General features: G+C 34.8%; 22 protein-coding genes. 8 read left to right on the forward strand and 14 right to left on the reverse strand.

Annotated elements, in window-relative coordinates; translation table 11 throughout:
- Window positions 1-31 precede the first annotated feature (31 nt).
- Window positions 32-721 carry an ABC transporter permease gene (locus HZC47_05765; GenBank protein ID MBI5680378.1) on the forward strand — a complete coding sequence of 230 codons (690 nt, stop codon included), beginning with the start codon at window positions 32-34 and terminating at the stop codon, window positions 719-721.
- Window positions 722-781: 60 nt separating this feature from the next.
- On the forward strand, window positions 782-1,843 hold the full coding sequence (locus HZC47_05770) for an ABC transporter ATP-binding protein (protein MBI5680379.1): 1,062 nt from the start codon (window positions 782-784) through the stop codon (window positions 1,841-1,843).
- Window position 1,844: 1 nt separating this feature from the next.
- On the opposite strand, the gene HZC47_05775 is transcribed toward HZC47_05770, so the two are convergent.
- From HZC47_05775 to HZC47_05785, 3 genes are read right to left on the reverse strand one after another with little or no spacing between them, the layout of a single operon-like run.
- Window positions 1,845-2,621: an ABC transporter ATP-binding protein gene (locus tag HZC47_05775; protein ID MBI5680380.1), complete on the reverse strand. Its 777-nt coding sequence runs from the start codon at window positions 2,619-2,621 to the stop codon at window positions 1,845-1,847.
- Window positions 2,618-3,655, reverse strand: a complete 1,038-nt coding sequence (locus HZC47_05780; GenBank protein ID MBI5680381.1) for an iron ABC transporter permease — start codon at window positions 3,653-3,655, stop codon at window positions 2,618-2,620. Before HZC47_05780 ends, HZC47_05775 begins: the two co-directional genes overlap by 4 nt.
- Window positions 3,656-3,676: 21 nt before the next feature.
- Window positions 3,677-4,747, reverse strand: a complete 1,071-nt coding sequence (locus HZC47_05785) for an ABC transporter substrate-binding protein (protein ID MBI5680382.1) — start codon at window positions 4,745-4,747, stop codon at window positions 3,677-3,679.
- Between the two features lie 182 nt (window positions 4,748-4,929).
- On the opposite strand from HZC47_05785, the gene HZC47_05790 reads away from it, so the two are divergent.
- The 4 genes from HZC47_05790 to HZC47_05805 are packed head-to-tail and all read left to right on the forward strand — an operon-like array spanning window position 4,930 to window position 7,511.
- Window positions 4,930-5,718, forward strand: a complete 789-nt coding sequence (locus tag HZC47_05790) for a DUF11 domain-containing protein (protein MBI5680383.1) — start codon at window positions 4,930-4,932, stop codon at window positions 5,716-5,718.
- A gap of 33 nt (window positions 5,719-5,751) precedes the next feature.
- Window positions 5,752-6,393, forward strand: coding sequence for a MotA/TolQ/ExbB proton channel family protein (locus tag HZC47_05795; GenBank protein MBI5680384.1), 642 nt, complete (start codon window positions 5,752-5,754; stop codon window positions 6,391-6,393).
- Window positions 6,393-6,749 carry a DUF2149 domain-containing protein gene (locus HZC47_05800; GenBank protein ID MBI5680385.1) on the forward strand — a complete coding sequence of 119 codons (357 nt, stop codon included), beginning with the start codon at window positions 6,393-6,395 and terminating at the stop codon, window positions 6,747-6,749. Before HZC47_05795 ends, HZC47_05800 begins: the two co-directional genes overlap by 1 nt.
- Window positions 6,750-6,809: 60 nt before the next feature.
- A complete protein-coding gene (locus HZC47_05805; GenBank protein ID MBI5680386.1) occupies window positions 6,810-7,511 on the forward strand; it encodes an ABC transporter substrate-binding protein in 702 nt (233 codons plus the stop codon).
- An 85-nt stretch (window positions 7,512-7,596) separates the two neighbouring features.
- Here HZC47_05805 and HZC47_05810 read toward each other — a convergent pair whose 3' ends face one another.
- The 9 genes from HZC47_05810 to fdhF all read right to left on the reverse strand — a co-directional run bounded on the left by HZC47_05810 (window position 7,597) and on the right by fdhF (window position 17,102).
- Complete coding sequence (locus HZC47_05810; protein MBI5680387.1) at window positions 7,597-8,901, reverse strand: formylmethanofuran dehydrogenase subunit B; 1,305 nt, start codon at window positions 8,899-8,901, stop codon at window positions 7,597-7,599.
- 26 nt (window positions 8,902-8,927) lie between these two features.
- A complete protein-coding gene (locus HZC47_05815; protein ID MBI5680388.1) occupies window positions 8,928-9,740 on the reverse strand; it encodes a formylmethanofuran dehydrogenase subunit C in 813 nt (270 codons plus the stop codon).
- A gap of 5 nt (window positions 9,741-9,745) precedes the next feature.
- Window positions 9,746-11,455 carry a formylmethanofuran dehydrogenase subunit A gene (locus tag HZC47_05820; GenBank protein ID MBI5680389.1) on the reverse strand — a complete coding sequence of 570 codons (1,710 nt, stop codon included), beginning with the start codon at window positions 11,453-11,455 and terminating at the stop codon, window positions 9,746-9,748.
- Between the two features lie 21 nt (window positions 11,456-11,476).
- Complete coding sequence (locus HZC47_05825; protein ID MBI5680390.1) at window positions 11,477-11,869, reverse strand: protein fwdD; 393 nt, start codon at window positions 11,867-11,869, stop codon at window positions 11,477-11,479.
- Window positions 11,866-12,114 carry a 4Fe-4S binding protein gene (locus HZC47_05830; protein MBI5680391.1) on the reverse strand — a complete coding sequence of 83 codons (249 nt, stop codon included), beginning with the start codon at window positions 12,112-12,114 and terminating at the stop codon, window positions 11,866-11,868. The genes HZC47_05825 and HZC47_05830 overlap by 4 nt, the downstream gene beginning before the upstream one ends.
- Window positions 12,114-13,178, reverse strand: coding sequence for a 4Fe-4S binding protein (locus tag HZC47_05835; GenBank protein MBI5680392.1), 1,065 nt, complete (start codon window positions 13,176-13,178; stop codon window positions 12,114-12,116). Before HZC47_05835 ends, HZC47_05830 begins: the two co-directional genes overlap by 1 nt.
- A gap of 233 nt (window positions 13,179-13,411) precedes the next feature.
- Window positions 13,412-13,879: a 4Fe-4S binding protein gene (locus HZC47_05840; GenBank protein MBI5680393.1), complete on the reverse strand. Its 468-nt coding sequence runs from the start codon at window positions 13,877-13,879 to the stop codon at window positions 13,412-13,414.
- 202 nt (window positions 13,880-14,081) lie between these two features.
- Window positions 14,082-14,360, reverse strand: a complete 279-nt coding sequence (locus HZC47_05845) for a DUF2097 domain-containing protein (GenBank protein MBI5680394.1) — start codon at window positions 14,358-14,360, stop codon at window positions 14,082-14,084.
- A 66-nt stretch (window positions 14,361-14,426) separates the two neighbouring features.
- Window positions 14,427-17,102, reverse strand: coding sequence for a formate dehydrogenase subunit alpha (fdhF, locus tag HZC47_05850; GenBank protein ID MBI5680395.1), 2,676 nt, complete (start codon window positions 17,100-17,102; stop codon window positions 14,427-14,429).
- 110 nt (window positions 17,103-17,212) lie between these two features.
- On the opposite strand from fdhF, the gene mobB reads away from it, so the two are divergent.
- Window positions 17,213-17,920: a molybdopterin-guanine dinucleotide biosynthesis protein B gene (gene mobB, locus HZC47_05855; protein ID MBI5680396.1), complete on the forward strand. Its 708-nt coding sequence runs from the start codon at window positions 17,213-17,215 to the stop codon at window positions 17,918-17,920.
- Between the two features lie 99 nt (window positions 17,921-18,019).
- Here the strand turns inward: mobB and HZC47_05860 are convergent, their stop codons facing one another.
- Window positions 18,020-19,921, reverse strand: coding sequence for an NADH-quinone oxidoreductase subunit NuoF (locus HZC47_05860; protein MBI5680397.1), 1,902 nt, complete (start codon window positions 19,919-19,921; stop codon window positions 18,020-18,022).
- A gap of 34 nt (window positions 19,922-19,955) precedes the next feature.
- A complete protein-coding gene (gene nuoE / locus HZC47_05865) occupies window positions 19,956-20,423 on the reverse strand; it encodes an NADH-quinone oxidoreductase subunit NuoE (protein ID MBI5680398.1) in 468 nt (155 codons plus the stop codon).
- Window positions 20,424-20,688: 265 nt separating this feature from the next.
- Between nuoE and HZC47_05870 the strand changes: the two genes are divergently transcribed.
- Window positions 20,689-21,036 carry a carboxymuconolactone decarboxylase family protein gene (locus tag HZC47_05870; GenBank protein MBI5680399.1) on the forward strand — a complete coding sequence of 116 codons (348 nt, stop codon included), beginning with the start codon at window positions 20,689-20,691 and terminating at the stop codon, window positions 21,034-21,036.
- Window positions 21,037-21,048 lie beyond the last annotated feature (12 nt).

The raw sequence follows: 21,048 nt of genomic DNA on the forward strand, positions 1-21,048 counted from the left end.
AATCACATATTACTATTTTTCAGGTGATCAAGTGAGCGAAATCATTGGAGCAATTCAACAGGCCATATATTTAATATTAACACTTGATCCAGAAGTTATAGAAATTACCATTAAAAGCCTTTATATCTCTTTATCTGCAACAATTATGGCTTCTTTAATTGCAGTGCCCCTTGGAGGAATAATTTATTATCATGATTTCTTTGGAAAAAGGAGCCTTATTAATCTTATCCAAACCCTTTACAGTTTACCCACAGTAATTGTTGGCCTTTTAATCTTTTTACTTATATCCCAATCAGGCCCATTTGGAAGTTTTCATTTACTTTTTACACCTACAGGTATGATTATCGGACAAACTGTATTAATTCTACCAATCATTATGGGTTTTACAATAACTGCCCTTACAGGTGTGAGTGGACAAATAAAAGAGCTTGCAATTTCTCTTGGAGCAAACACGACCCAAACCATATATACCATTATAAAAGAAGCAAAATATGCAATAATGGGAACAGTTATACTGGGCTTTGGAAGGGCAATATCTGAAGTAGGAGTAGCAATGATGATTGGAGGTAATATAAGGGGATTTACAAGAGTTTTCACTACTACGATATCTCTTGAAACTTCAAAAGGTAATTTAGAGCTTTCTTTAGCTTTAGGTATGATACTTCTAGCTATAGCGCTTATTATTAACCTTATGTTGAATTTTGTACAGGGAAAAGAATAAATATGTTATAAAAATGTTTAAATTATAAATTAAGCTGTTTAAAGAGTTAGGTGGAAAACAATGCCCATTGTAGAGCTGGAAAATATCTATAAAAATTATGATGATCTAGAAATACTTAAAAATATTAATTTTAAGTTTAAAAAAAGTACACGAACAGCAATTGTCGGCCCTACTGGCTCTGGAAAAACAGTTTTACTTAGGTTAATAGACCTCCTTGAAAAACCATCTTCAGGAACAGTTTATTTTGAGGGAAAAGATGCATATTCATCTAAAAATACTTGTTTAAATATAAGAAGACAAATTGGAATGGTATTTCAAAAACCAATCGCCTTTAATGCCAGTGTGTATGATAATATTGCTTATGGTTTGAAGGTTAGGGGAAAAAAAGAAGATATGGATAAAAGGATCAAAGAACTTCTTGAAGTGATTGGGCTTAAAGGTTATGCAAATAGAAATGCGCTTAAATTATCTGGGGGAGAAACTCAAAGACTTGCACTTGCACGGGCAATGATTACAGATCCTAAACTATTACTTTTAGATGAACCTACTGCAAACCTTGACCCTATATCTACAAAGAAAATGGAAGAATTAATTGCCACCATAAATCAAGAATTTGAAACCACCCTAATAATGACTACCCATGACCTTTTTCAAGGCAGGAAATTAGGGGATAAAATGATTATAATGAGTAATGGGCAAATTTATCAGACAGGAACTCCTGATGAAATCTTTAAAACTCCAAAAAGTAGATTTGTAGCTGATTTTGTAGGTATCGAAAATGTGATGGAAGGAACTGCAGTAAAATATGAAAATGGAATGGTCAGCATAGACACTGGCAAAATAACAGTATATGGAGTTAGCAAAAAGGAAGGGGAAGTAAATTTTTGCATAAGGCCTGATGAAATTACATTATCTATGGAAAAATTAAAAACAAGTGCAAGAAATATGGTTAAAGGCGAAATAAAAGAAATAATAGACACTGGAACACTGATAAAACTCAAAATAGATGCAGGAGAATCTTTCAATGTTTTTATAACAAGAAAATCACTTAAAGAACTTGAAATAACATTAAAAAAATCAGTTTGGATATATTTTAAAGCCTCAGCAGTACATGTATTCTAATTTAAATCTTTAAAGGGATACAAGCAGTCCTATGATTAATATCCACAATTTTAACCTTAATTCCATAGGCTTTTTCCATGTTTTCTTCAGTGATAACCTCTTCTGGAGTTCCAATATCTATAAATTCAGTTCCCTTCATTATTGCAACCTTATTTGCCGAAATAAATGCATGATCAGGAAAATGAGAGGACATTATTACAGAAAGTCCATTTTTAGCTAATTTTTCTATAATGTTAAGTGTCCTTATTTGATTTCCAAAATCAAGATGTGAAGTTGGTTCGTCTAATAATAAGACACTTGTCTCCTGGGCTAAAACCCTTGCAATGAAAACAAGCTGTTGTTCCCCTCCACTAATCTCTGTATAGGGTTTATCTTTCATATGATAAATATTAAGAGATTTTAAAGATTCTTCTGCCATTTTAACGTCCTTTTTTGATGGAGAGGAAAATGTATCGATATGAGGGGCTCTTCCCATTAAAACCACGTCTAAAATGGTAAAAGGAAATGTTGAGTTGTGCATCTGTGGAATATAACCCATATTTTTAGCTATTTCAGAATGGTTCAAAGAATAGATATCCTGTCCATTTAAAAGAACATTTCCTGAATTTAATTTCATTAGACCATTTAAACACTTAATCAAAGTGGTTTTTCCAGTACCATTAGCTCCTAAAATACAGAAAACATCTCCTTTTTCAACTTCAAAGTTAATATCTTCAAAAATATTATCATTTAAATTATATGAAAATGTTCCATTTACCATTTCCATTAAAGGACTCATGACCATACCTCTTTACTTTTCATGAGGAGATATAAAAAGAAGGGAGCACCAATAATGGCAGTTAATATCCCCAGTGGAATCTCAGTTGTGGTTACTGTTCTGGCAATATTGTCGATTAAAAGAAGAAAAAATGCCCCTAATATAATACTCGTAGGTAAAAGTACTTTATGATCTGGACCTACAATCATACGAGCAACATGAGGAATTACAAGTCCAATCCAACCAATAATACCACATATACTTACTGCAGATGCAGTTACCACTGTGCAGCAGATAATTATAATTGCATGTAATCGTTTTGTATTAATTCCAAGTGTTTGAGCTTCTTCTTCCCCCATTGAAAGTACATTTATCCTCCAACGTATCATTAAAAGAATTATTGTTCCAATGAATATTGGAATTCCCATTATAATTATGTCTTGATTGTTCACTGCGGCTAAACTTCCCATAAGCCAGAAAACAATGGTTTGAAGCTGCCCATATGGATCTGCGACATATTTAATCAGTGATAGCAGTGCAGCAAATAGTGATGCAATGGCAATCCCACATAAAACCAGTGTAAGCATTGATGTTCCCTTAAAAGCTCTTCCTAAAAAATATGTTAATCCAACCGCTATTAAACCCCATAAAAATGCTGAAAATTGTATCATGAAGACACTGGTTGAAAATAGAATTGCAATAGCTGCACCAAACCCTGCACCGGCTGAAACACCCAGTTTATCTGGAGAAACTAGGGGATTTTGGAATAATCCCTGAAACGCAGCCCCTGCAATGGATAATGATGCTCCTACCATCATTGCTGCTAATATTCGGGGTAATCTTATGTCAAAAATGATGGTGTTTAATGTTGGAGATAGTGTAGAATTAATGAAGAATATTTTTGAAATTAAAGCCATTATAACATCGTTTGGAGATATTGGATATCTTCCCACAAGAAAAGAAATAAAAAATAGGAGAATCAATGGAATAACCATTAAAACTGTCACTGATATTTCATGTGATGCTATTTTGTCTCTGATTTTCAATTTAAACATGTTATTAGCTGCCTGTTGTTTCTAGAATTCTTTTAGTCCTGAAGAGCTTAATATATTTGAAACTTGGCTATCTGTTAGATTGTAATGATAAAAATTAGAGTAAAACTCTTTTGTAAGGCCTTTTATATCCATATCTTTGAATTTTTCAGGATATAACACTTTAGATGTCCAGGGAATGCCAATAATTGTGTTAGCGCCAGGTGGGCCTTCAAACCAGTTGAATGGAGACTGTGGAACTAAATAAACCTCTTTATTTTTAACTGCAGTTATTGTTTGCCATTGTGGGTTTGAATACACACTTTTGTAAAATTGAGAGTCGCTGGTGATAATAACATCTGGGTTCCATTGTAGAATCAGTTCAATGGAAACTCCCATGCTTCCCTTTGATACTGGAGCTTGAACCACGTTTATGCCTCCGCAGATATTTATAAGCTGTGTATGTGCAGCACCAGGTGCATATGTTTTTAAACCGTTTGGATCCTTTGCATAATAAACTTTCTTTTTTTGTGAATCTGGAATAGTTGTTACAACTCCATTAACTTGTTTAAAAACTTTATTATAATAATTTATTAGTTCAGATGCCTTATTTTCTTCTCCAAGTACATTTCCCAGAAAATTGATTGATGGAACTATGCTTGTTAAATTGTTATCGCCTTCAATATCTATGGCTGGAATTTGGCCAAATTTTTGTTGTATTTCATTAACATCGTCTAACGTGCCACCATGCCCTATTAAGACCATATCGGGATTTGATGATATTATGGATTCATAATTCGCGTCTTTTTTTCCACCTCCAAGAACCGGGAGGTTTTGATATTTATTAGGCATATAAATGTTTTCTTCTTCGGACCTTTGAGCATCCCATCCTACCATTTTGTCAGGGGCAAGCATGAATAGTTCTACTGTGGTTGAAGAGCTTAGAGAATAAACTTTATTAACTTCTACAGGGACATTGACGTTTCTTCCTATCATATCTGTTATTTGGTTTCCTGAGCCTGAGCTGGTTCCCGGGTAAGCCATGTATGTTCCAATAACACCCATTAGGGCTATGGCTGCGATTACTGTTATCATTATCAATTTTTGGTTTTTCATTATGAACCCTCTGATTTTAGCATATTTCATTTTATGCGATATGGATTAATAAACATGTTGAATTATATAAATTGGATAATAGTATTTTAATTACATTATTGTAATATAATACTCAATTTATTCGATATGTATATATATGCCTATTTAAAAATCATGATTATAAATTGGATGGAGGTATAAAAATGAAAAATAATAAATTAATTTCAATAATATTAATGATGTTTGTAATTTTTTCTGCATTAGGAATTGTATTCGCTGCTGGAGGAGGGGGCGGAGGCTCAGGTGACACTCCTAACGCCAGTATAAGTGTGGTTTTTGATAAAGAAACTGTAAACATCGGCGATAATGTCATTTTAAAAGTAACCATAACCAATGGAGGACCATACAATCTTACAAAAGTATTAGTAAAAGCAAAATTACCTGATGGATTAACATATCAAGAACATTACACTGGATTAGACCGGAATATTTACGATCCAAGCACCGGAATATGGGATGTAGGCAATATGACCTACGGAAAGAAAGGCTCACAAAAGACCATTAATATAGTTGCAAAGGTATCTTCTTCACTTGCAGGTAAAACTATTACAGCTGATACAGTATATACTCAAATTTATTATAATAACACCCTTAAAATTGTTCAACTTACATCACTGCCATCCAGCGTATCTACTAGTTTAAAAGTAAATAACACCAGCACTACCACTGATAATAATGGTAATACTGCACCAACCAGTCAAAATACTGCTAAAAAAACTGCTATTGCTAAAGCTATTAAAAATACAACGTCAAAAAATGGAATTGATAATCCTCAAAATCTAAATCCACCCACACTGGGAAATGCTTACGAAGTTAACAATGTAACAGCTCCCATTTCATCAAATACTCCCCAAACAGTATACGCTATTTTAGGCGGTTTGGCAATAGCAATTATGATTGGAATTGGCTATTTCAAAGGGATAATAGGTTAAATTTCCCTTATTTCATATTTTAACGGTGCTTCAATGACAACAGAAATATTTAATGGAATGCTCAGTAACACGACCCATGCCATTTCTCAGGGGCTTTTAATACCTGTAATGATAATTCTTGCCATATTTTTTGTATACGCCCTAATTAACCTGGGAATTATTATAGCAGAATATTACAAACGAAGAAAAACTGAATTTGATTTTAAATACTTCATAAATCATATTTTATCATTTAAAGATCAAAAAAATCCTGATAAATTAATTAAAGTGATTGAAACTGTTGAAATCCCTCAAAGTCATAAAAGCATACTTATAACTCTTGTAAACAGTTCAAATTTAAGTAGAGAATACAGAGAGTCACTTGCCCTTAAAATGGTTGAAGATGAAGGCATTAAAGCTGCTAAAAGATTAGAAAAAACGGATATAATCGCCAAGATTTCTCCTGCAGTGGGCCTTATGGGAACATTGATACCGCTGGGGCCTGGACTCACAGCTTTAGGAGCAGGAAATATTCAAGACCTTGCAGATCATCTTATAATTGCTTTTGATGCCGCTATATTGGGTATGGCTGCTGCAGCAATTGCATTCAGCATATCAAAAATCAGGCGAAGATGGTACGAGGAAGATATTTCAAATCTGGAAACAATGGTAGACACACTTCTGGAGATTTTATAATGCTAAAAAAAAGAATGCTGAAGAGGAGAAAAGAACTATTATCTACCGATGAAGAGATAGATCCCATGGTCTATGCCGTTAATATGGTTGATTGTATGCTTGTACTTGCAGTTGGGTTCCTCATATTTACTATAATGTCCATGAACATGCAAAGCATTATGTTTAATGACATGTCTCCACAGGAAAAACAAGATTTGATAAAAACTGTTAAGCAGACCATTGAGCTTAAAATGGGATCCCAGTTAAATGGAACTCCTCAATTACAAAATTCATCTGGATCAAACAATGGTTATACACAAATGGGAACCGTTTATAAAGACCCTAAAACGGGGAAAATGATAATGGTTCCAGGATAAAAAAACAATCAGGAGTTTAATTGATTTTTTAAACTTATTAAAGGTTAAAGGAGAATTTAAATGATTTATTTATGTGTTGATGACACAGATAACCTAAAATCAAGGGGCACAGGAAGACTTGCCCGTGCAATTGCAGCAAAACTGTCAAAAAAATATTCTGTATTTGGAGTTACACGACATCAACTTTATGTGCATCTAGATATCCCGTTCACGTCCCATAATAGCTGTGCTGTAATCCATATTGATACTGACATAAAAGAGTGCACAGATGAAATTTTTGAGATTGCAAAAAAAGAGATATATGATGATTTTATTGAAGGAAGCGATCCTGGTCTTTCAGTAGCACATGAAAGCCAGATTTTACCATCACTTGTTGCATATGGTAAAGATGCCAAAGATACAGTTTTAACACAGGAAAACGCAAGAACTCTTGCAAAAAATCTTAATATTCGTCTTGAAGGTCTTGGAGGAACAGAAGATGGAGTTATAGGTTCCATGGCAGGACTTGGATTGGCATTTACTGGAAATGATGGCAGATATTTGCAAATAGGTCACATTAGAGAATTATTAGGCCCTCAGCCTGTTGAAAAATTGATGGCTGCAGGTATTGATGCTATATTCACACTTGATGGTCAACTCGTCACTGCAGGTATGATATTTAACGATGCAAATAAATCTGTGAAACCATGTCCCCTAAATGGTAAATCCATACTCTTTGTAGATAATAATGATGGAATAATTAGTGCAGTTAAAAGAAATTAAATCTTAAAATGAATACTAAATGATGTATTTAAAAAAAATAGGAAGATTTTAAGCCGTTAATGGCTTAAAAACTTATTTTAAATATTTATTTTGCCTGAGATGCTTTAATTTCTTGAACTCTGTCCCTGAGCTTTTCAAGGATTTGCTTATCTGATAGAAGATCCGATTCTACGACTTTTCTCATTCGTATAGGTACACCTTCCATCCTATATGCACTTCCTTCTGCTTCCATACCCACAATTGCTGGTGGAATTATAATATCTGCCATTTCAGTGGTTGGAGTTCGGTGAGGCTCAATAGCAATAACAGGAATCTCTGCCATTCGCTCTAATGCTTTTTGTGGGAAGTGAGCACCAGGATCAGATGCAATTACCATCATTGAGTCTGCTTCTTTGTTTTGAAGTAAATCATTCGCCCCAGTTTCACCAGGATTGTATCTTGGTTCTCCTGTTGCAAAATCAACACAGTATGGGAATCCACTTTCCCATGTACATACCTGGTTGAATCCAGTTACGTTATAGTGGCCCCTCATTGGAATAAGAGTCCATTTAGAAGCGTCATTTAACTCCTGAACCAGACATATTGCAGTGTCAATGTTCCTGTGTTTTCCTCGGCTGTGAGTTATACCCATTCCAAAGAAGAGAATACCGAATTGAGCGTTTTTAAGTGCTTCAGCTACTTCATATATTTCTTCTCTTGGAATACCTGCAACTTCATCATATAAAATCTCTTTACCGTGTACAACTGCCCTTATAGCATCAAGAAGTTCGTAATCCTTGTCAAAGTCTACTTGCAGGTGTATATCTGCTAATTTAGATGAATCTGATTTTCTTGGATCTACAACTACAAGTGTTCTGTCAGCTCTTCCTCTTTCCCTGAAGAAACCTCTTGAAAAGACGTTTCTTGAAAGGTGTCTTGGGTGTGCGTGCATTGGGTTACATCCCCAGTATACAACTACATCTGCACGGTTTTTAACTTCACCAAATGTACATATTGGATATCCCACATCTTGAAGAGCGAGTACTGACGGTCCATGACATACAGACGCTGTGTTATCAATTACAGCCCCTGTTTTTTCAGCAAGGTCTACACCTACTCCCTGAGCTTCACAATCTGTACAGCTCCATCCATACATTAATGGTCTTTTTGAGTTTGCAAGTACTTGAGCAGCCTTTTCGATTGCTTCATCATAAGTGGTTTCTACAAATTCATCGCCCTGTCTTATCATAGGCTTTTTCCATCTCATTGCACCTTCTGTGTGTACAAATTTAGAGTGTCCGATTCTACATGCGTTTATAGTACCTACTATTTCGTTATTTTCTACCTTACAGATAATATCGTCACATAGGGTTCCACAAAACGGACAAACAACATTTTCTACTAGTTCCACAACTATTCCTCCTAATATTAGGTAAATTAAGGCGCTATATGGCCATTTCCTGCAGTTGCTGCGTATATAATTCCGCCTGCACCTTTAGTTGCAAGATCTCCTTTAAATTTAAAGAAGTTACCTTCTATTACCTCTCCTTCAATATCTACGTCCTTTTCGACTCCAAGGAATTCAAATCCAGGTAAGAATTCACCTATAACTCCTTTAACTACGATGGTACCGCCCTTCATTTCTCCGCCAGTTCTGGCCTTAACGTTACCTTCTATAATCAAGGTTCCACCGTTCATGTGTACTCCTGGCATGATGTTCACGTTTCCTTTGATAACCATTTTTCCACCGAGCATAAATTCGGCTATTTCGTTACCAACATCACCGTAAACTGTGAGTAAACCTCCACTCATTCCTCTCCAGTCACCACGGTAGGCTGAACCTATGTAATCTCCAGCGTTACCCATTATGGTAAGTTCTCCGCCTTCCATATCTCTTCCAGCCCATGGACCTGCATCTCCTTCAACAGTGATTTTTCCGCCTTTCATTTCAGCACCAGCATACATGCTAGCATTACCTTTGACGACTATTTCACCAGTGGTCATGCCTTGTCCTATTCTTTTGGTGTTGTAGACATCTCCGTCGAAGATGATCTTTATTTCAGATGCATTTTCAGAAGATTCGCCGTCTACATCAAAGAAGTCAGATAAAAGAGCTTTTTTGTTACCAAACCAGAGTTCTATATTTTTGATTTCATCAATGCTTTTACCTGCTATTGCATCAGGAGTTATTGTATCAGCCTCAATAGGTACTTGTGGCTGTGATTTTGGTGTTAAAATTATTTCTGCCATTTTAATCACTCCTCAATTAATGGAACTGATTTTGGAATGTATTCATCCTGTACTGGGTAGTTCTCAAGGTTTACTGAGTAATATTGTTTAAACCATTTATCCACATCAGCTTTTACAGCTTCTTCTGCTTCTGGTTTTCCATGGGTGTTTATCCAGTATGTTCTTCCATAAATGTCAGGGTTTGTCATTGCTCCATCAACAACTACAATTTCCCCATCTTTAAGCACATAAGATGCATTTCCAAAGGCTTTTTCTATTGCCATGTATTCTGCAGATTGATCCTGTGTTTCTGGGTTGAAATCATATACTGCAATATCTGCATCTGCACCTGCTCCGAGATGTCCTTTGGTATCACTTAAACCGAGCACTTTAGCAGCTGTTGCTCTTGTAACTTGAGCTATTTCGTATAATGAGTATTCACGGTCTAATGTGGCCACAGTGGTTTTGGTTTGTGCCCATTTGTGAAGTTCATTTTCAATCATGTTCATTCTGTACTGGTTACTCATTAACCATGCAATAACTCTTGGATACCTTGTGAATGGCCCTGCATTTGGGCTGTCAGTGGTTAAGCATACTTTACTTGCATCTTTTGTATGTAAGAAGAGTTCCATTCCAACTCCCCATTGAGCTGCAGGAACTGGTGCTCTGGCTGCATATATAAATGGAACTACTCCTGAACCAGTTTCCATTTCAACATCGCAGTTAGCCCATTTAAGACCATTTAAAGAGTGTAAATCATACTCCATTGGTCCGTCTGCTGTCATTGTGGTTGTTTCATCTAATGTTACTTGACCAACGTCAATTACAATGTGATCGTTTTTGTTTACGTAATCTGCAACTTTAGGTGCTTCCGATACAAAATCTCTCCAGTTTGTTCCTCCGTAACAGTGGAACTGAACGTGTGTAGCGTATAGAATTTTATCTCTGTTACCATATTTAGGGGTCGGAGTAATGTCTTTAGGTACATCGAAGGATGCAATAGTTGTTTCGTAGTTTCCAGGGTGTCCAAGGTCGTTACAGTGTAAATGTATTGCGTGTGGAAGTCCGAGCATTTCATTTACTTCTGCTAAGCCTTTTATGATTTCTGCACCTGTTACATCAAAGTATGGTACTGGGTCGTTGATTCCGTGAACGTTTCCTCCCCATGCCCATGCTTCTGTACCTGCAGGGTTTACAATTTTTATTGCGTATCCTTTGGTTACTCTAAGTAACCATGCTGCATAAGCTGCACATTTATCCAGATTGCCTTCTTTTATGTACTTCATTACAAACCAGTTGTTTCCAAATAGTGGGAAAGCTGCATGGTCAATTATAGGCATGTCATGGAACTCTTCGTGAGTGTGTCTTGCAAGTAATGGAGGCATAGCTGCTTCCATAGCAGTTGTGTAACCCATCTGAGCATATCTGTAACCGGTCATGAATGTTGATGGAACTGAGAACCCACTTCCAGCTCTTCTACCTCCAAAATTTGTTTCAACGTCTTTTTTACTGTCTTCTGGACGGTACATCCTTCCAACATTAACTTTTGCACCGGCTATGTGTGTGTGAGGGTCAACTCCTCCAGCCATTACGATTTTTCCAGAAGCATCTATTACTTCTGCTTTATCACTTACACTGTCCACTACTTGTCCGTCTCTTATACAGATGTCCATCTTGTCTCCATCGATGTTATTTAGTGGATCATAAACCATTCCGTTTTTTATTATTTTTTCCAATGAAAATCCTCCTTTGAGGTCTTAAATCATCTGCGCTTTTTTATAAACCTTCATTAAAGTAGGCATGTCTAAAACTTCTTCATCTGTTGGGTTGACATCTACAGGAATGTTTTTAAAACTTGGTGTTGCTGTACAGTCAGTTATAGGCCTTATAACTCTGTTTGCCCATGGGCCCATAGGGATGTATAACATTCCATCAGGGAGAGTTTCTTTTGTAGCTACAACTTTAACAATAACATCTCCGTATTCTGAAACAACTTCGATGTTATCCCCTGCAGTTACACCTAAATCTTCCATTTGATCTTTGTTCATGTGGCATATTGCTGCAGCGTCAACGTACATTGGAAGGTCTTTACCAGATTCTATGGCTTGACCTTGCCATACTGTTCTTCCTGTGTTTAATATAAAATTCATTCTACAACCTCCAGGGCTATGGCGCCTACTGGGCACGCTTTAACACAAGTTGCACATTCTTTGCATTCTTTTGATCTGTTTATTTTTATAGCACCGTCATCTACTAAAATAACTGGCTCAACATCTCCAGATGTTCCTTTTCCTCCAGCAATCTCTGTACTTTTTGATGCGTTTACAGGACATGCTACAACACAGTTCCCGCATCCGTGACAAAGTTCTCTATGTGCTACAAGTTTAATCGCCATTATTTACCCTCCGTTAATTTTAATGATTCCACAGCTTTTTGCCATGCTTTGGATTTAGTAGGAGTGTAGTTTACATCAGTCCTTTTAACTGCTATAGCTTCAGTAGGGCAGGCTTTTTCACATGCTCCGCAGTATATACAGTATTTTTCGTCTTTATGGAGCCTTTCAGCTATTTTACCAGATGCAGATGATGCTGGGAATGATAGCACATTACATGGACATACTTCAATACATGTTTCACATCCCTGGCAGGCATCTTGATTTATGGTTAGTTCACCTTCAAATGGTTTTTGAACTTCAAATACATCTTTTGGACAGATTTCTTTGCACCATCCACAGTTAACACATAAACCTTCATCTACTACCATGTTTCCTTTAATTTCTGCTTCGGAAATTTCATATTCTCCGTAAGGACATACTTTACATATGACTTTTATAGCATCTTCAGGACATATTCGCTTGCATATTCCGCAGTATACACAACTATCTTTATCCACAATTATATCAGATGCTATTTCTGGACTTGAAGATGTAGGAAGCTGTTCTTCTAAATATATGGCGTCTGCTGGACACATTTCTTCACACATTCCACATGAAATACAAGCATCTTTATCTACTTCTATTTCACCTGTGACAAGTTCAGATCTGTCAGGTAATTCTCTAATAACGCTTATAGCTCCTTGTGGACATGCTATATCACATGCTCCGCAATAAACACACTTTTCAAGTTCAGGTGTAATTGATCTGATAAGTTTTGGGTATTCTTCTATTTCTTTAATTGGTTTATCGTCTATTGTGAAATCTATTGCTTCAACAGGACATCCTACACTACACATACCACAAAGTACGCATTTGTTTTCATTTATGTCGATTTTTGAAGCATCTACTTCATTTCTTACAATTGCACCTATTGGACCAAGTTCTATTGCATCCACAGGACATATTTGCTCACATATACCACATCCAATACAAGTATCATTTTCAAAGGAAAGCTTTCTGTCTTCTTCTGCTTCCCTCTCAATGCAGATATTCTTTTCTTCAGTGGTTTTTTCATTTGATACCATTTTCTACCTCCAAAAATTCCTCAAAAATCGTAGATTTTTGGGACACAAAACTGAAAGTTTGCAAATCTCTGATTTCCAAAGTTTTGCTTGTTCCAATTTTTGTGGTTCAGAAACCTATCAAAAATCATGGATTTTCGAATGCTTCGATTTCTTGAACCTCCAAAAATATTATTTTTGGGGTTTCGGAAACTTTTCGTTTACTTCAACATGCAAAAATTTTTAATTTTTGCTGTTCAGAAACCTTCGGTTTCTTGAACCTCCAAAATTTCTATTGAGTTGGTTGGACACCTTGATTCACATATACGACATCCACAACACCAATTAGGGTCTATCTGTGCTTTGAGGTCAGTTAAATCTACAGCTTTCATTAAGCATGTATCTACACAAAGCCCACATCCTATACAGCTATCTTTCACTTTAGGGTCAAATTTATGCCCCATTAACGTTATAATGATTGTCCTTGTCTTTTCTGTGTCTTTTGTTAGTGCATTGGTCATTTTTAAAAAATCTTCAGGACATAGTTTGCTTATAGTTTCAGCGATTTCAATGGAATCCCATGATATATTTCGGCCGTTAATATAGTGCGATACTGTTGATCTATCCATTCCCAGTGTTTCAGCAATTTCTTTTTGAAGATAACCATCTTTTCTAAGATTTATTGCTGCTAGGTAATTTAAACCTGAGAGGATATGTTTAGGCATGAACTCACCATGTGTATTGATTACACGTTTCTTGATCTTTATATATATACATTCTCACTAAAATCAAATAGGAAAGTTTATATAGTGATGTGTACTATTCACACACAATATGATATTGCAATTCAACATTTAAACTACTTAAAATAAAAATACAATATGAATAACTCTTTAATTTAAATAAAAAAGAATTTTAGTTGTTAAACTATTCATCCTTAGCTTCAAGAGTGCATTTTCCATCTTTACATTCATGTTCAACTTCAATTAAAAAATCCTTAATTTTTTCAACATCGATTGAAGTTAAACCTCTTATTGTTTCACCTTCTACTTGAATCTGTAAAATTCCATCGTTATTTGTAACTACTTTACCTGGGATATAACACCTTCCAAGGGATAATTTAACAGAATCTCCCGGTTTAACTTCATTTTCTAGATATTCACATAGTTCATCGCAGCTAACACAAACATTTTCTTCTTTCAACATATCACCTTCATTTTGTATACTAAAATTTGTAGTTCATTGTATTTAAAAAATAATATTTCAAATAAATTAAGCTTTTTCAACCTTTACAGCACAATATTTAAGCTCAGGAGTTTCAGATACCGGATCCAAAGCGTTGTTTGTAATTAAATTAGTTGGAGTTTCGCTGAAATGAAATGTCATGGCAACAAGACCCTCAGGAACCGTATCTGTTATTTTGATTTTAGCATTCATTTCTCCTCTTCTTGATGAAACTTTCACAATATCTCCATTACTAATTTCAAGATTTAATGCATCTTCTGGATTAATTTCCAAAAGTTCAAATTCATATAATTTATTCAATCCTTCCACTTTCCGAGTCATAGTGCCTGTATGATACTGGTAAAGACTACGTACTGTTGTTAAAACTAAAGGATACTCTTCATCAGGAATTTCGGCGGGCAGACGGTATTTTAAAGCTTTTAGTTTGCCCTTACCGTTTTCAGTGGAAAACCCTTCTTTATGAAGAGTAGAAGTTCCTGAACAATCTTTATCAGTACATGGCCATTGTAACCCTCCATTCTCCAGGCGATCATAGGAAATACCTGCATAAATAGGAGTTAGAGATGCTAATTCATCGAAAATTTCTGAAGGATTAGCGAAAATAAAGCCTTTACCATCCATTCTTTTTGCAATTTCGGCTATAATCCACCAATCAGGCTTTGAATCACCTAATGGCATTATTGCCTTGTTAATTCTTTGAACTCGCCTTTCAGTGTTTGTAAAAGTCCCTTCTTTTTCTGCAAATGTACATGCCGGAAGAACAACATCTGCAAATTCGGCAGTTTCTGTTAAGAAAATATCTTGAACCACTAAAAAATCAAGTTTTTCCAGTGCTTCTTTTACATGGGCAGAATCAGGATCACTTAAAACAGGGTTTTCCCCTACAATATAAATGGCTTTAATATTACCATTGTAAGCAGATTCAAATAGTTGAGTAAGAGTTAAACCCTTTTCTTTGTTTAATTCACAATTCCATGATTTTTCAAACTTTTTTAAAGTTTCTCCATTATCTATTTTCTGATAACCCGGATAAATATCGGGTAAAGCTCCCATATCACAGGATCCTTGCACATTGTTTTGTCCACGAAGTGGATTTACTCCTGAAGACGGTTTACCAAGATTTCCAGTAATTAATGCAAGATTACTAACAGCTAAGACATTATCAGTTCCATGAGAATGCTGTGTTATGCCCATTGAATACAATATAGATGCGGCATCAGAAACTGCATAAATCCTTGCTGCTTCAATTAGATTTTCCTTAGTTACTCCTGTAATTGTTTCTACTGAACCTGGATCGAATTCTTCAAGTGATTTTTTGAAATCATCAAAGTTTTCAACATGTTCTTTTATGAATTCTAAATCATGAAGATTTTCTTTAACTATTATATGCATTATTCCCATAAGAAGAGGAACATCTGTTCCCGGTTTATGCTGTAAAAATAAATCTGCATGTTTACATAGTTCAATTTCCTTGGGATTAGCTACAATTAATTTTGAACCATTATCAACGGCTTTTATTATTTTTAATGCCAATACTGGGTGTGAGGATGTAGTATTTGTTCCTATAGCAAATATACAGTCTGCATCACCAATTTCTGTTATGGAATTAGTCATTGCCCCGCTTCCTATACTTTGACCAAGTCCAGAAACAGTGGAGGCATGGCAAAGCCGGGCACAGTGATCAATGTTATTTGTACCCATTATTGCCCTTGTAAACTTTTGAATGAGATAATTTTCTTCATTAGAACATTTTGCAGATGCTATGGCTGCAAAAGAACTTCCTTTATAATTAGAAAGGTTTTGAGCTATATAATTCAATGCTTCGTCCCAGCTTGCTTCTTTAAACTCTCCATTTCGTTTTATAAGAGGTGAAGTTAATCTATCAGGATGGTTAACAAAATTATACCCAAATCTTCCTTTAACACAAAGATTACCTTCATTTACAGGATTATCCAGATCGCCCCTGACATTTTTTATTTCATTTCCCCTAATTCCCAGATATATCCCACAACCCACTCCACAGTAAGGACAGATTGTTTTAATTTCTTTTGAAGGTTTTAAACCTTCTTTAGGTATAAGTGCCCCTACAGGACATCCTACAACACATTCTCCGCAAGATACACAGTTTGATTCCAGTATTGGTTTATCTGCAAAAGCTGTGATTTTGGTTTCATATCCTCTGTAACTAAAATCAATAGCATTAACGCCCAGAATCTCATTACATATTCTGACACATATACCGCATAAAATACATTTTTGAAGATCACGATTAAAGAAGGGATTAGAAGTGTCTTTAGGAATTTCTTTGACTTTCCGCCTTAAACCTTTAAGATCATCTTCTTTTATATCGAGATATGCTGATATCTTTTGAAGACCACAGTTATTATCTTTTGCACATGTAAGACAATCTGATTCATGATTTACAAGTAATAATTCTGTTGTTACTTTCCTAATGTTATTTAAACGTTTATTTTCAGTTATAACATTCATTCCCTCTTCAACTACAGTTTCACAGGATGTGACTACACGTCCCTCGTCGATTTCAACAATACATAACCTACATGCTCCAAATGATTTTAAATTTGGATTATAACACAAGTTAGGTATATAAATATCATTTTTAAGGGCTGTTTGTAGAATGGTGTCTCCCTTTTCTGCTTTAATATCCATTCCATCTATAAAAAGCGTTATTTTGTCATTCATGTTAATCTCATAAGTTTTTATTAGTTATAGTACCAAAATATAGAATAATTTAATATTGATATATATTTATAATAAAGATGTAGGTTAGTTATTTTGTAGGTGCAATAATTATGAAAATTATTAGTGTTATAGGAACAAAAAATACTGGAAAAACTACTTTAGTGGTTAAAATAGTTAAAGAACTTGTAAATCGTGGATTTAAGGTTGGAACAATTAAGCATATGCACAAAAGCTTCGACATCGAGGGTAAAGATACATGGGAACACCAAAAAGCAGGTGCAGAGCTTGTAGTTGGCTCAGCAGATAAAACATTCTTTATTTTAAATGAGAGTTTAGAATTAAAAAATATTTTAAACATGATAGAATGCATGAAAAAACTTGATTTTTTAGTTATTGAAGGTTTAAAAACATCAAATTACGCTAAAATATCAGTATCATCCTTTAAAGATGAATATACTATAAAAAATGTAAATGCTCTGGAAATAAGTGATGATGAACTTAAATCATTGGTTGATCTAATAGAAAAACGTAGCTACGGTCGTTTACCTGATTTAAACTGTAATGATTGTGGTTATGGAAAATGTGAAGATTTTGCAAAAGCTGTAGTTAAAGGAAATGAAGCTGAAAGCACATGCGCTATGAAAAAAGTAAAAAATATTGAACTTAAAATAGATGGTAATCCTATTCCTATGAACAAATTTGTGCAGAATTTTGTAAGAAATACAACAATAGGCATGATATCTTCCCTTAAAGGGGATGAACTAAAAGACTTTGAAGGTAAAAAAATCGAATTAATGATTAAAAATGCTCAAAGTTGAAAATAAACATGTAATATCCCTAAAATTTTATATACCCTCAAAAAAAATTAATTCATGCAATTATAATAAATAAAATAAACCATTAGAGTTTATATTTAATTATATGATCGCTGAAGCATTATTATCTTCATTATCCTCTTTTGGTTTAGAAATACATTCAACTGCATCAGCTTTAGAGCATAAATCAATGCATGTTCCACATTTAACGCATTTACTTTGATCAATTGTATGTGGTTCCTTTTTTTCTCCACTTATTGCATTTACTGGACATGATTTAAGGCATAGCATGCATCCATTACATTTATCTTGTATTATATTGTAAGATATGAGATTTTTGCATACAAGGGATGGACAAATCTTTTCATTTATATGTGCATCATATTCATCTTTAAAAAGATTTAAAGTTGTTAGTACAGGATTTGGAGATGTTCCTCCCAGCGCACAAAGAGATCCTTCTTTTATTCCCTCAGCTAACTCCATAAGTAATGCTATATCTTCTATATGGCCTTTACCTTCAGTAATATCTCCTAAAATATCCAGCATTTGTTTGGTTCCAAGTCTACAAGGCACACATTTTCCACATGATTCTTTTTGGATAAATCCAAGGAAGTACTGCGCCACATCCACCATACATGTGCTTTGATCCATTACTACAAGCCCACCAGAGCCCATTATTGCCCCTGCCGTCACCAGTGAATCATAATCTATAGGAGTGTCAATAAACTCCTCTGTTAAACATCCTCCAGATGGCCCTCCAATTTGAACCGCTTTAAACTCGCCATCATCTAAAATTCCGCCACCAATATCAAAAATCACTTCTCGTAGGGTTGTGCCTAATGGAACTTCAATTAGCCCTGTGTTTTTAACCTGACCCACTAAGGAGAATGTTTTTGTTCCTTTGCTTGCATCTGTCCCGTATTCAGCAAATTTACCTGGACTTTCCTGCATTATAAAAGCTACGCTTGCAAATGTTTCCACATTATTTATAACAGTTGGTTTACCCCATAAACCAGAAGTTGTGGGAAATGGTGGTCTTGTGCGTGGTGTTCCTCTTTTTCCTTCGATTGATGCAATTAATGCAGTTTCTTCACCACATACAAATGCACCTGCACCTTCTTTAATCTCTATATCAAAATTAAACCCAGAATTATTGATATTTTTCCCTAAAAACCCGTATTCTCTCATTTGAACTAAAGCATGTTTCAATCGTTCCAGTGCAAGAGGATATTCTGCTCTACAGTAAATATAAGCGTTTTTTGCTCCAGTTACATATCCTCCGATTAATATTCCTTCTAAAACTGAATGTGGATCGCTTTCAAGTAAGGATCTGTTCATAAAAGCTCCAGGATCACCTTCATCTGCGTTACAGATTAAATATTTAGTATCTGCTTCCGAATCTATGCAGAATTGCCATTTCATCCATGTAGGAAACCCTGCTCCTCCTCTTCCCCTTAATCCTGATTCTTTGAGTTTTTCTATTATTTCTTCAGGTTTTAGTTTAAGAGCATTTATAAATCCACTGTATCCTTCATTTGCTATGTAATGGTCAATATTTTTTGGATCTATAAATCCACAATGCCGCAAAATTTTTCTAACCTGCGGCTTAAGCACAGGCATATCAAAAAATGAGTTTATACCTTGAATTTCACCTTTTCCGACAGTTCCCAGTGCATGTTCTGGCAGAGGGTCATCATTAATTAAGTATGATTCAACTATTTTTGTGGCAATTTTTGGAGTTATATTACCATAGAAAATTCCTGGTTTTCCCTTTTTAAACACAGTTATGATAGGTTCCACGTAACAAATCCCAATACATCCTACTTCCATAATTTCTGCTTTTAAATCATGGTCTTCAAGTGTTTCTTCAATTATTGGTATTAATGCTGATGCTCCTGCAGAATTACCGCATGTTGCAGAGCCTATAAGTATCAGAGGATCCTCTCTTTCATATAAAGAGTTATATTCTTCCTTTGCTTTTTGAGTTATTTTATTAAAATTCATTTAAAGTCCCTTTTTATTGGTTTATAATCATGACTCAATTATCCTTATTTGGAGATTTAGATTTTCGAAACATCTTTTTAATATCTTTTAAACCTATTTTAGATTCTACATTATCATTAATCATTGCACATGGTGCTAAAGCACAGCATCCCAGGCATCCTACCGATTCTAACGAATATTCAAGGTCAAAAGTTACTTCACCTTCATTTATTCCTAAATGTCTTTCTATTCCTTCTATAATCTGGGAAGCTCCTAACACATGGCATGCAGTTCCTTTACAAACCATAATATGTTTTCTGCCAATAGGATCGAATCTAAATTGAGCATAAAATGTTGCAACCCCATAAACTTCGCTTTCAGGCATGTTTAAGAATTTAGAAACTTCAATTATGGATTCTTCAGATAAATAACCAAAATTAGATTGAATATCCTGTAAAACAGGTATTAATTCTGATTTTTCGCCATTGTATGATGATAATATTTCCTCTAATGTTTTCTCCATTAAATTCCTCCGACAATAATGCCCATAAAGTTGATTTGTAAATTTCTAATTAATTATTTTAAATCAGTATAAAAAGTAGTGATATTTATGGAATTGTACTGTATAAATTTTTGTATTCATATTAATTCAAGGAGTTTAAATTCTTTAATATTGCTATTTTTTAATATTCTCAAAGTATTTGTGATTATTTTCCAATTTTATAATTCGTAATAAATATATTTAATCAAAAACATAAAATAAACAAACATCAATGGAGAGAACCGTCATGCAAAATGAATTTCCGGAACATCATATAAGCATAAGGGAAAGATTTAAAGAATTTGGAAATATTTTAAATGAAATGGGAAAAACAACAGAAGAATCAGGCCCCATAGATAAAAAAACATCCCATTTAATCCAGCTTGCAGCATCAGCAGCTATAAGATCAGAAGGTGCTGTACACAGCCATGCCCGAAGAGCTCTTGAACTGGGGGCATCGCCTGATGAAGTATATCATGCCCTAATTTTAGTTACAAGCACTATAGGATTCCCCACTGTTGCAGCAGCCATTTCATGGGTAGACGACATAGTAGAAGGTTCAGATAAATCAAACACCCCTATGTCCAAAAAATAATAATATTTCCCT

Source organism: Methanobacterium sp. (assembly GCA_016222945.1).
Classification (GTDB): Archaea; Methanobacteriota; Methanobacteria; order Methanobacteriales; family Methanobacteriaceae; genus Methanobacterium_D.

What these genes read in the sequence shown, in the direction of transcription:
- HZC47_05770 (MBI5680379.1), top strand. Translation starts at nt 782, where the DNA reads ATGCCCATTGTAGAGCTGGAAAATATCTATAAAAATTATGATGATCTA.
- HZC47_05835 (MBI5680392.1), bottom strand. Translation starts at nt 13,178, where the DNA reads ATGGTATCAAATGAAAAAACCACTGAAGAAAAGAATATCTGCATTGAG.
- HZC47_05870 (MBI5680399.1), top strand. Translation starts at nt 20,689, where the DNA reads ATGCAAAATGAATTTCCGGAACATCATATAAGCATAAGGGAAAGATTT.
- HZC47_05845 (MBI5680394.1), bottom strand. Translation starts at nt 14,360, where the DNA reads ATGTTGAAAGAAGAAAATGTTTGTGTTAGCTGCGATGAACTATGTGAA.
- HZC47_05815 (MBI5680388.1), bottom strand. Translation starts at nt 9,740, where the DNA reads ATGGCAGAAATAATTTTAACACCAAAATCACAGCCACAAGTACCTATT.
- HZC47_05775 (MBI5680380.1), bottom strand. Translation starts at nt 2,621, where the DNA reads ATGAGTCCTTTAATGGAAATGGTAAATGGAACATTTTCATATAATTTA.
- HZC47_05785 (MBI5680382.1), bottom strand. Translation starts at nt 4,747, where the DNA reads ATGAAAAACCAAAAATTGATAATGATAACAGTAATCGCAGCCATAGCC.
- HZC47_05840 (MBI5680393.1), bottom strand. Translation starts at nt 13,879, where the DNA reads ATGCCTAAACATATCCTCTCAGGTTTAAATTACCTAGCAGCAATAAAT.
- fdhF (MBI5680395.1), bottom strand. Translation starts at nt 17,102, where the DNA reads ATGAATGACAAAATAACGCTTTTTATAGATGGAATGGATATTAAAGCA.
- HZC47_05795 (MBI5680384.1), top strand. Translation starts at nt 5,752, where the DNA reads ATGACAACAGAAATATTTAATGGAATGCTCAGTAACACGACCCATGCC.
- nuoE (MBI5680398.1), bottom strand. Translation starts at nt 20,423, where the DNA reads ATGGAGAAAACATTAGAGGAAATATTATCATCATACAATGGCGAAAAA.
- mobB (MBI5680396.1), top strand. Translation starts at nt 17,213, where the DNA reads ATGAAAATTATTAGTGTTATAGGAACAAAAAATACTGGAAAAACTACT.
- HZC47_05790 (MBI5680383.1), top strand. Translation starts at nt 4,930, where the DNA reads ATGAAAAATAATAAATTAATTTCAATAATATTAATGATGTTTGTAATT.
- HZC47_05780 (MBI5680381.1), bottom strand. Translation starts at nt 3,655, where the DNA reads ATGTTTAAATTGAAAATCAGAGACAAAATAGCATCACATGAAATATCA.
- HZC47_05805 (MBI5680386.1), top strand. Translation starts at nt 6,810, where the DNA reads ATGATTTATTTATGTGTTGATGACACAGATAACCTAAAATCAAGGGGC.
- HZC47_05800 (MBI5680385.1), top strand. Translation starts at nt 6,393, where the DNA reads ATGCTAAAAAAAAGAATGCTGAAGAGGAGAAAAGAACTATTATCTACC.
- HZC47_05830 (MBI5680391.1), bottom strand. Translation starts at nt 12,114, where the DNA reads ATGGCGATTAAACTTGTAGCACATAGAGAACTTTGTCACGGATGCGGG.
- HZC47_05860 (MBI5680397.1), bottom strand. Translation starts at nt 19,921, where the DNA reads ATGAATTTTAATAAAATAACTCAAAAAGCAAAGGAAGAATATAACTCT.
- HZC47_05825 (MBI5680390.1), bottom strand. Translation starts at nt 11,869, where the DNA reads ATGAATTTTATATTAAACACAGGAAGAACAGTATGGCAAGGTCAAGCC.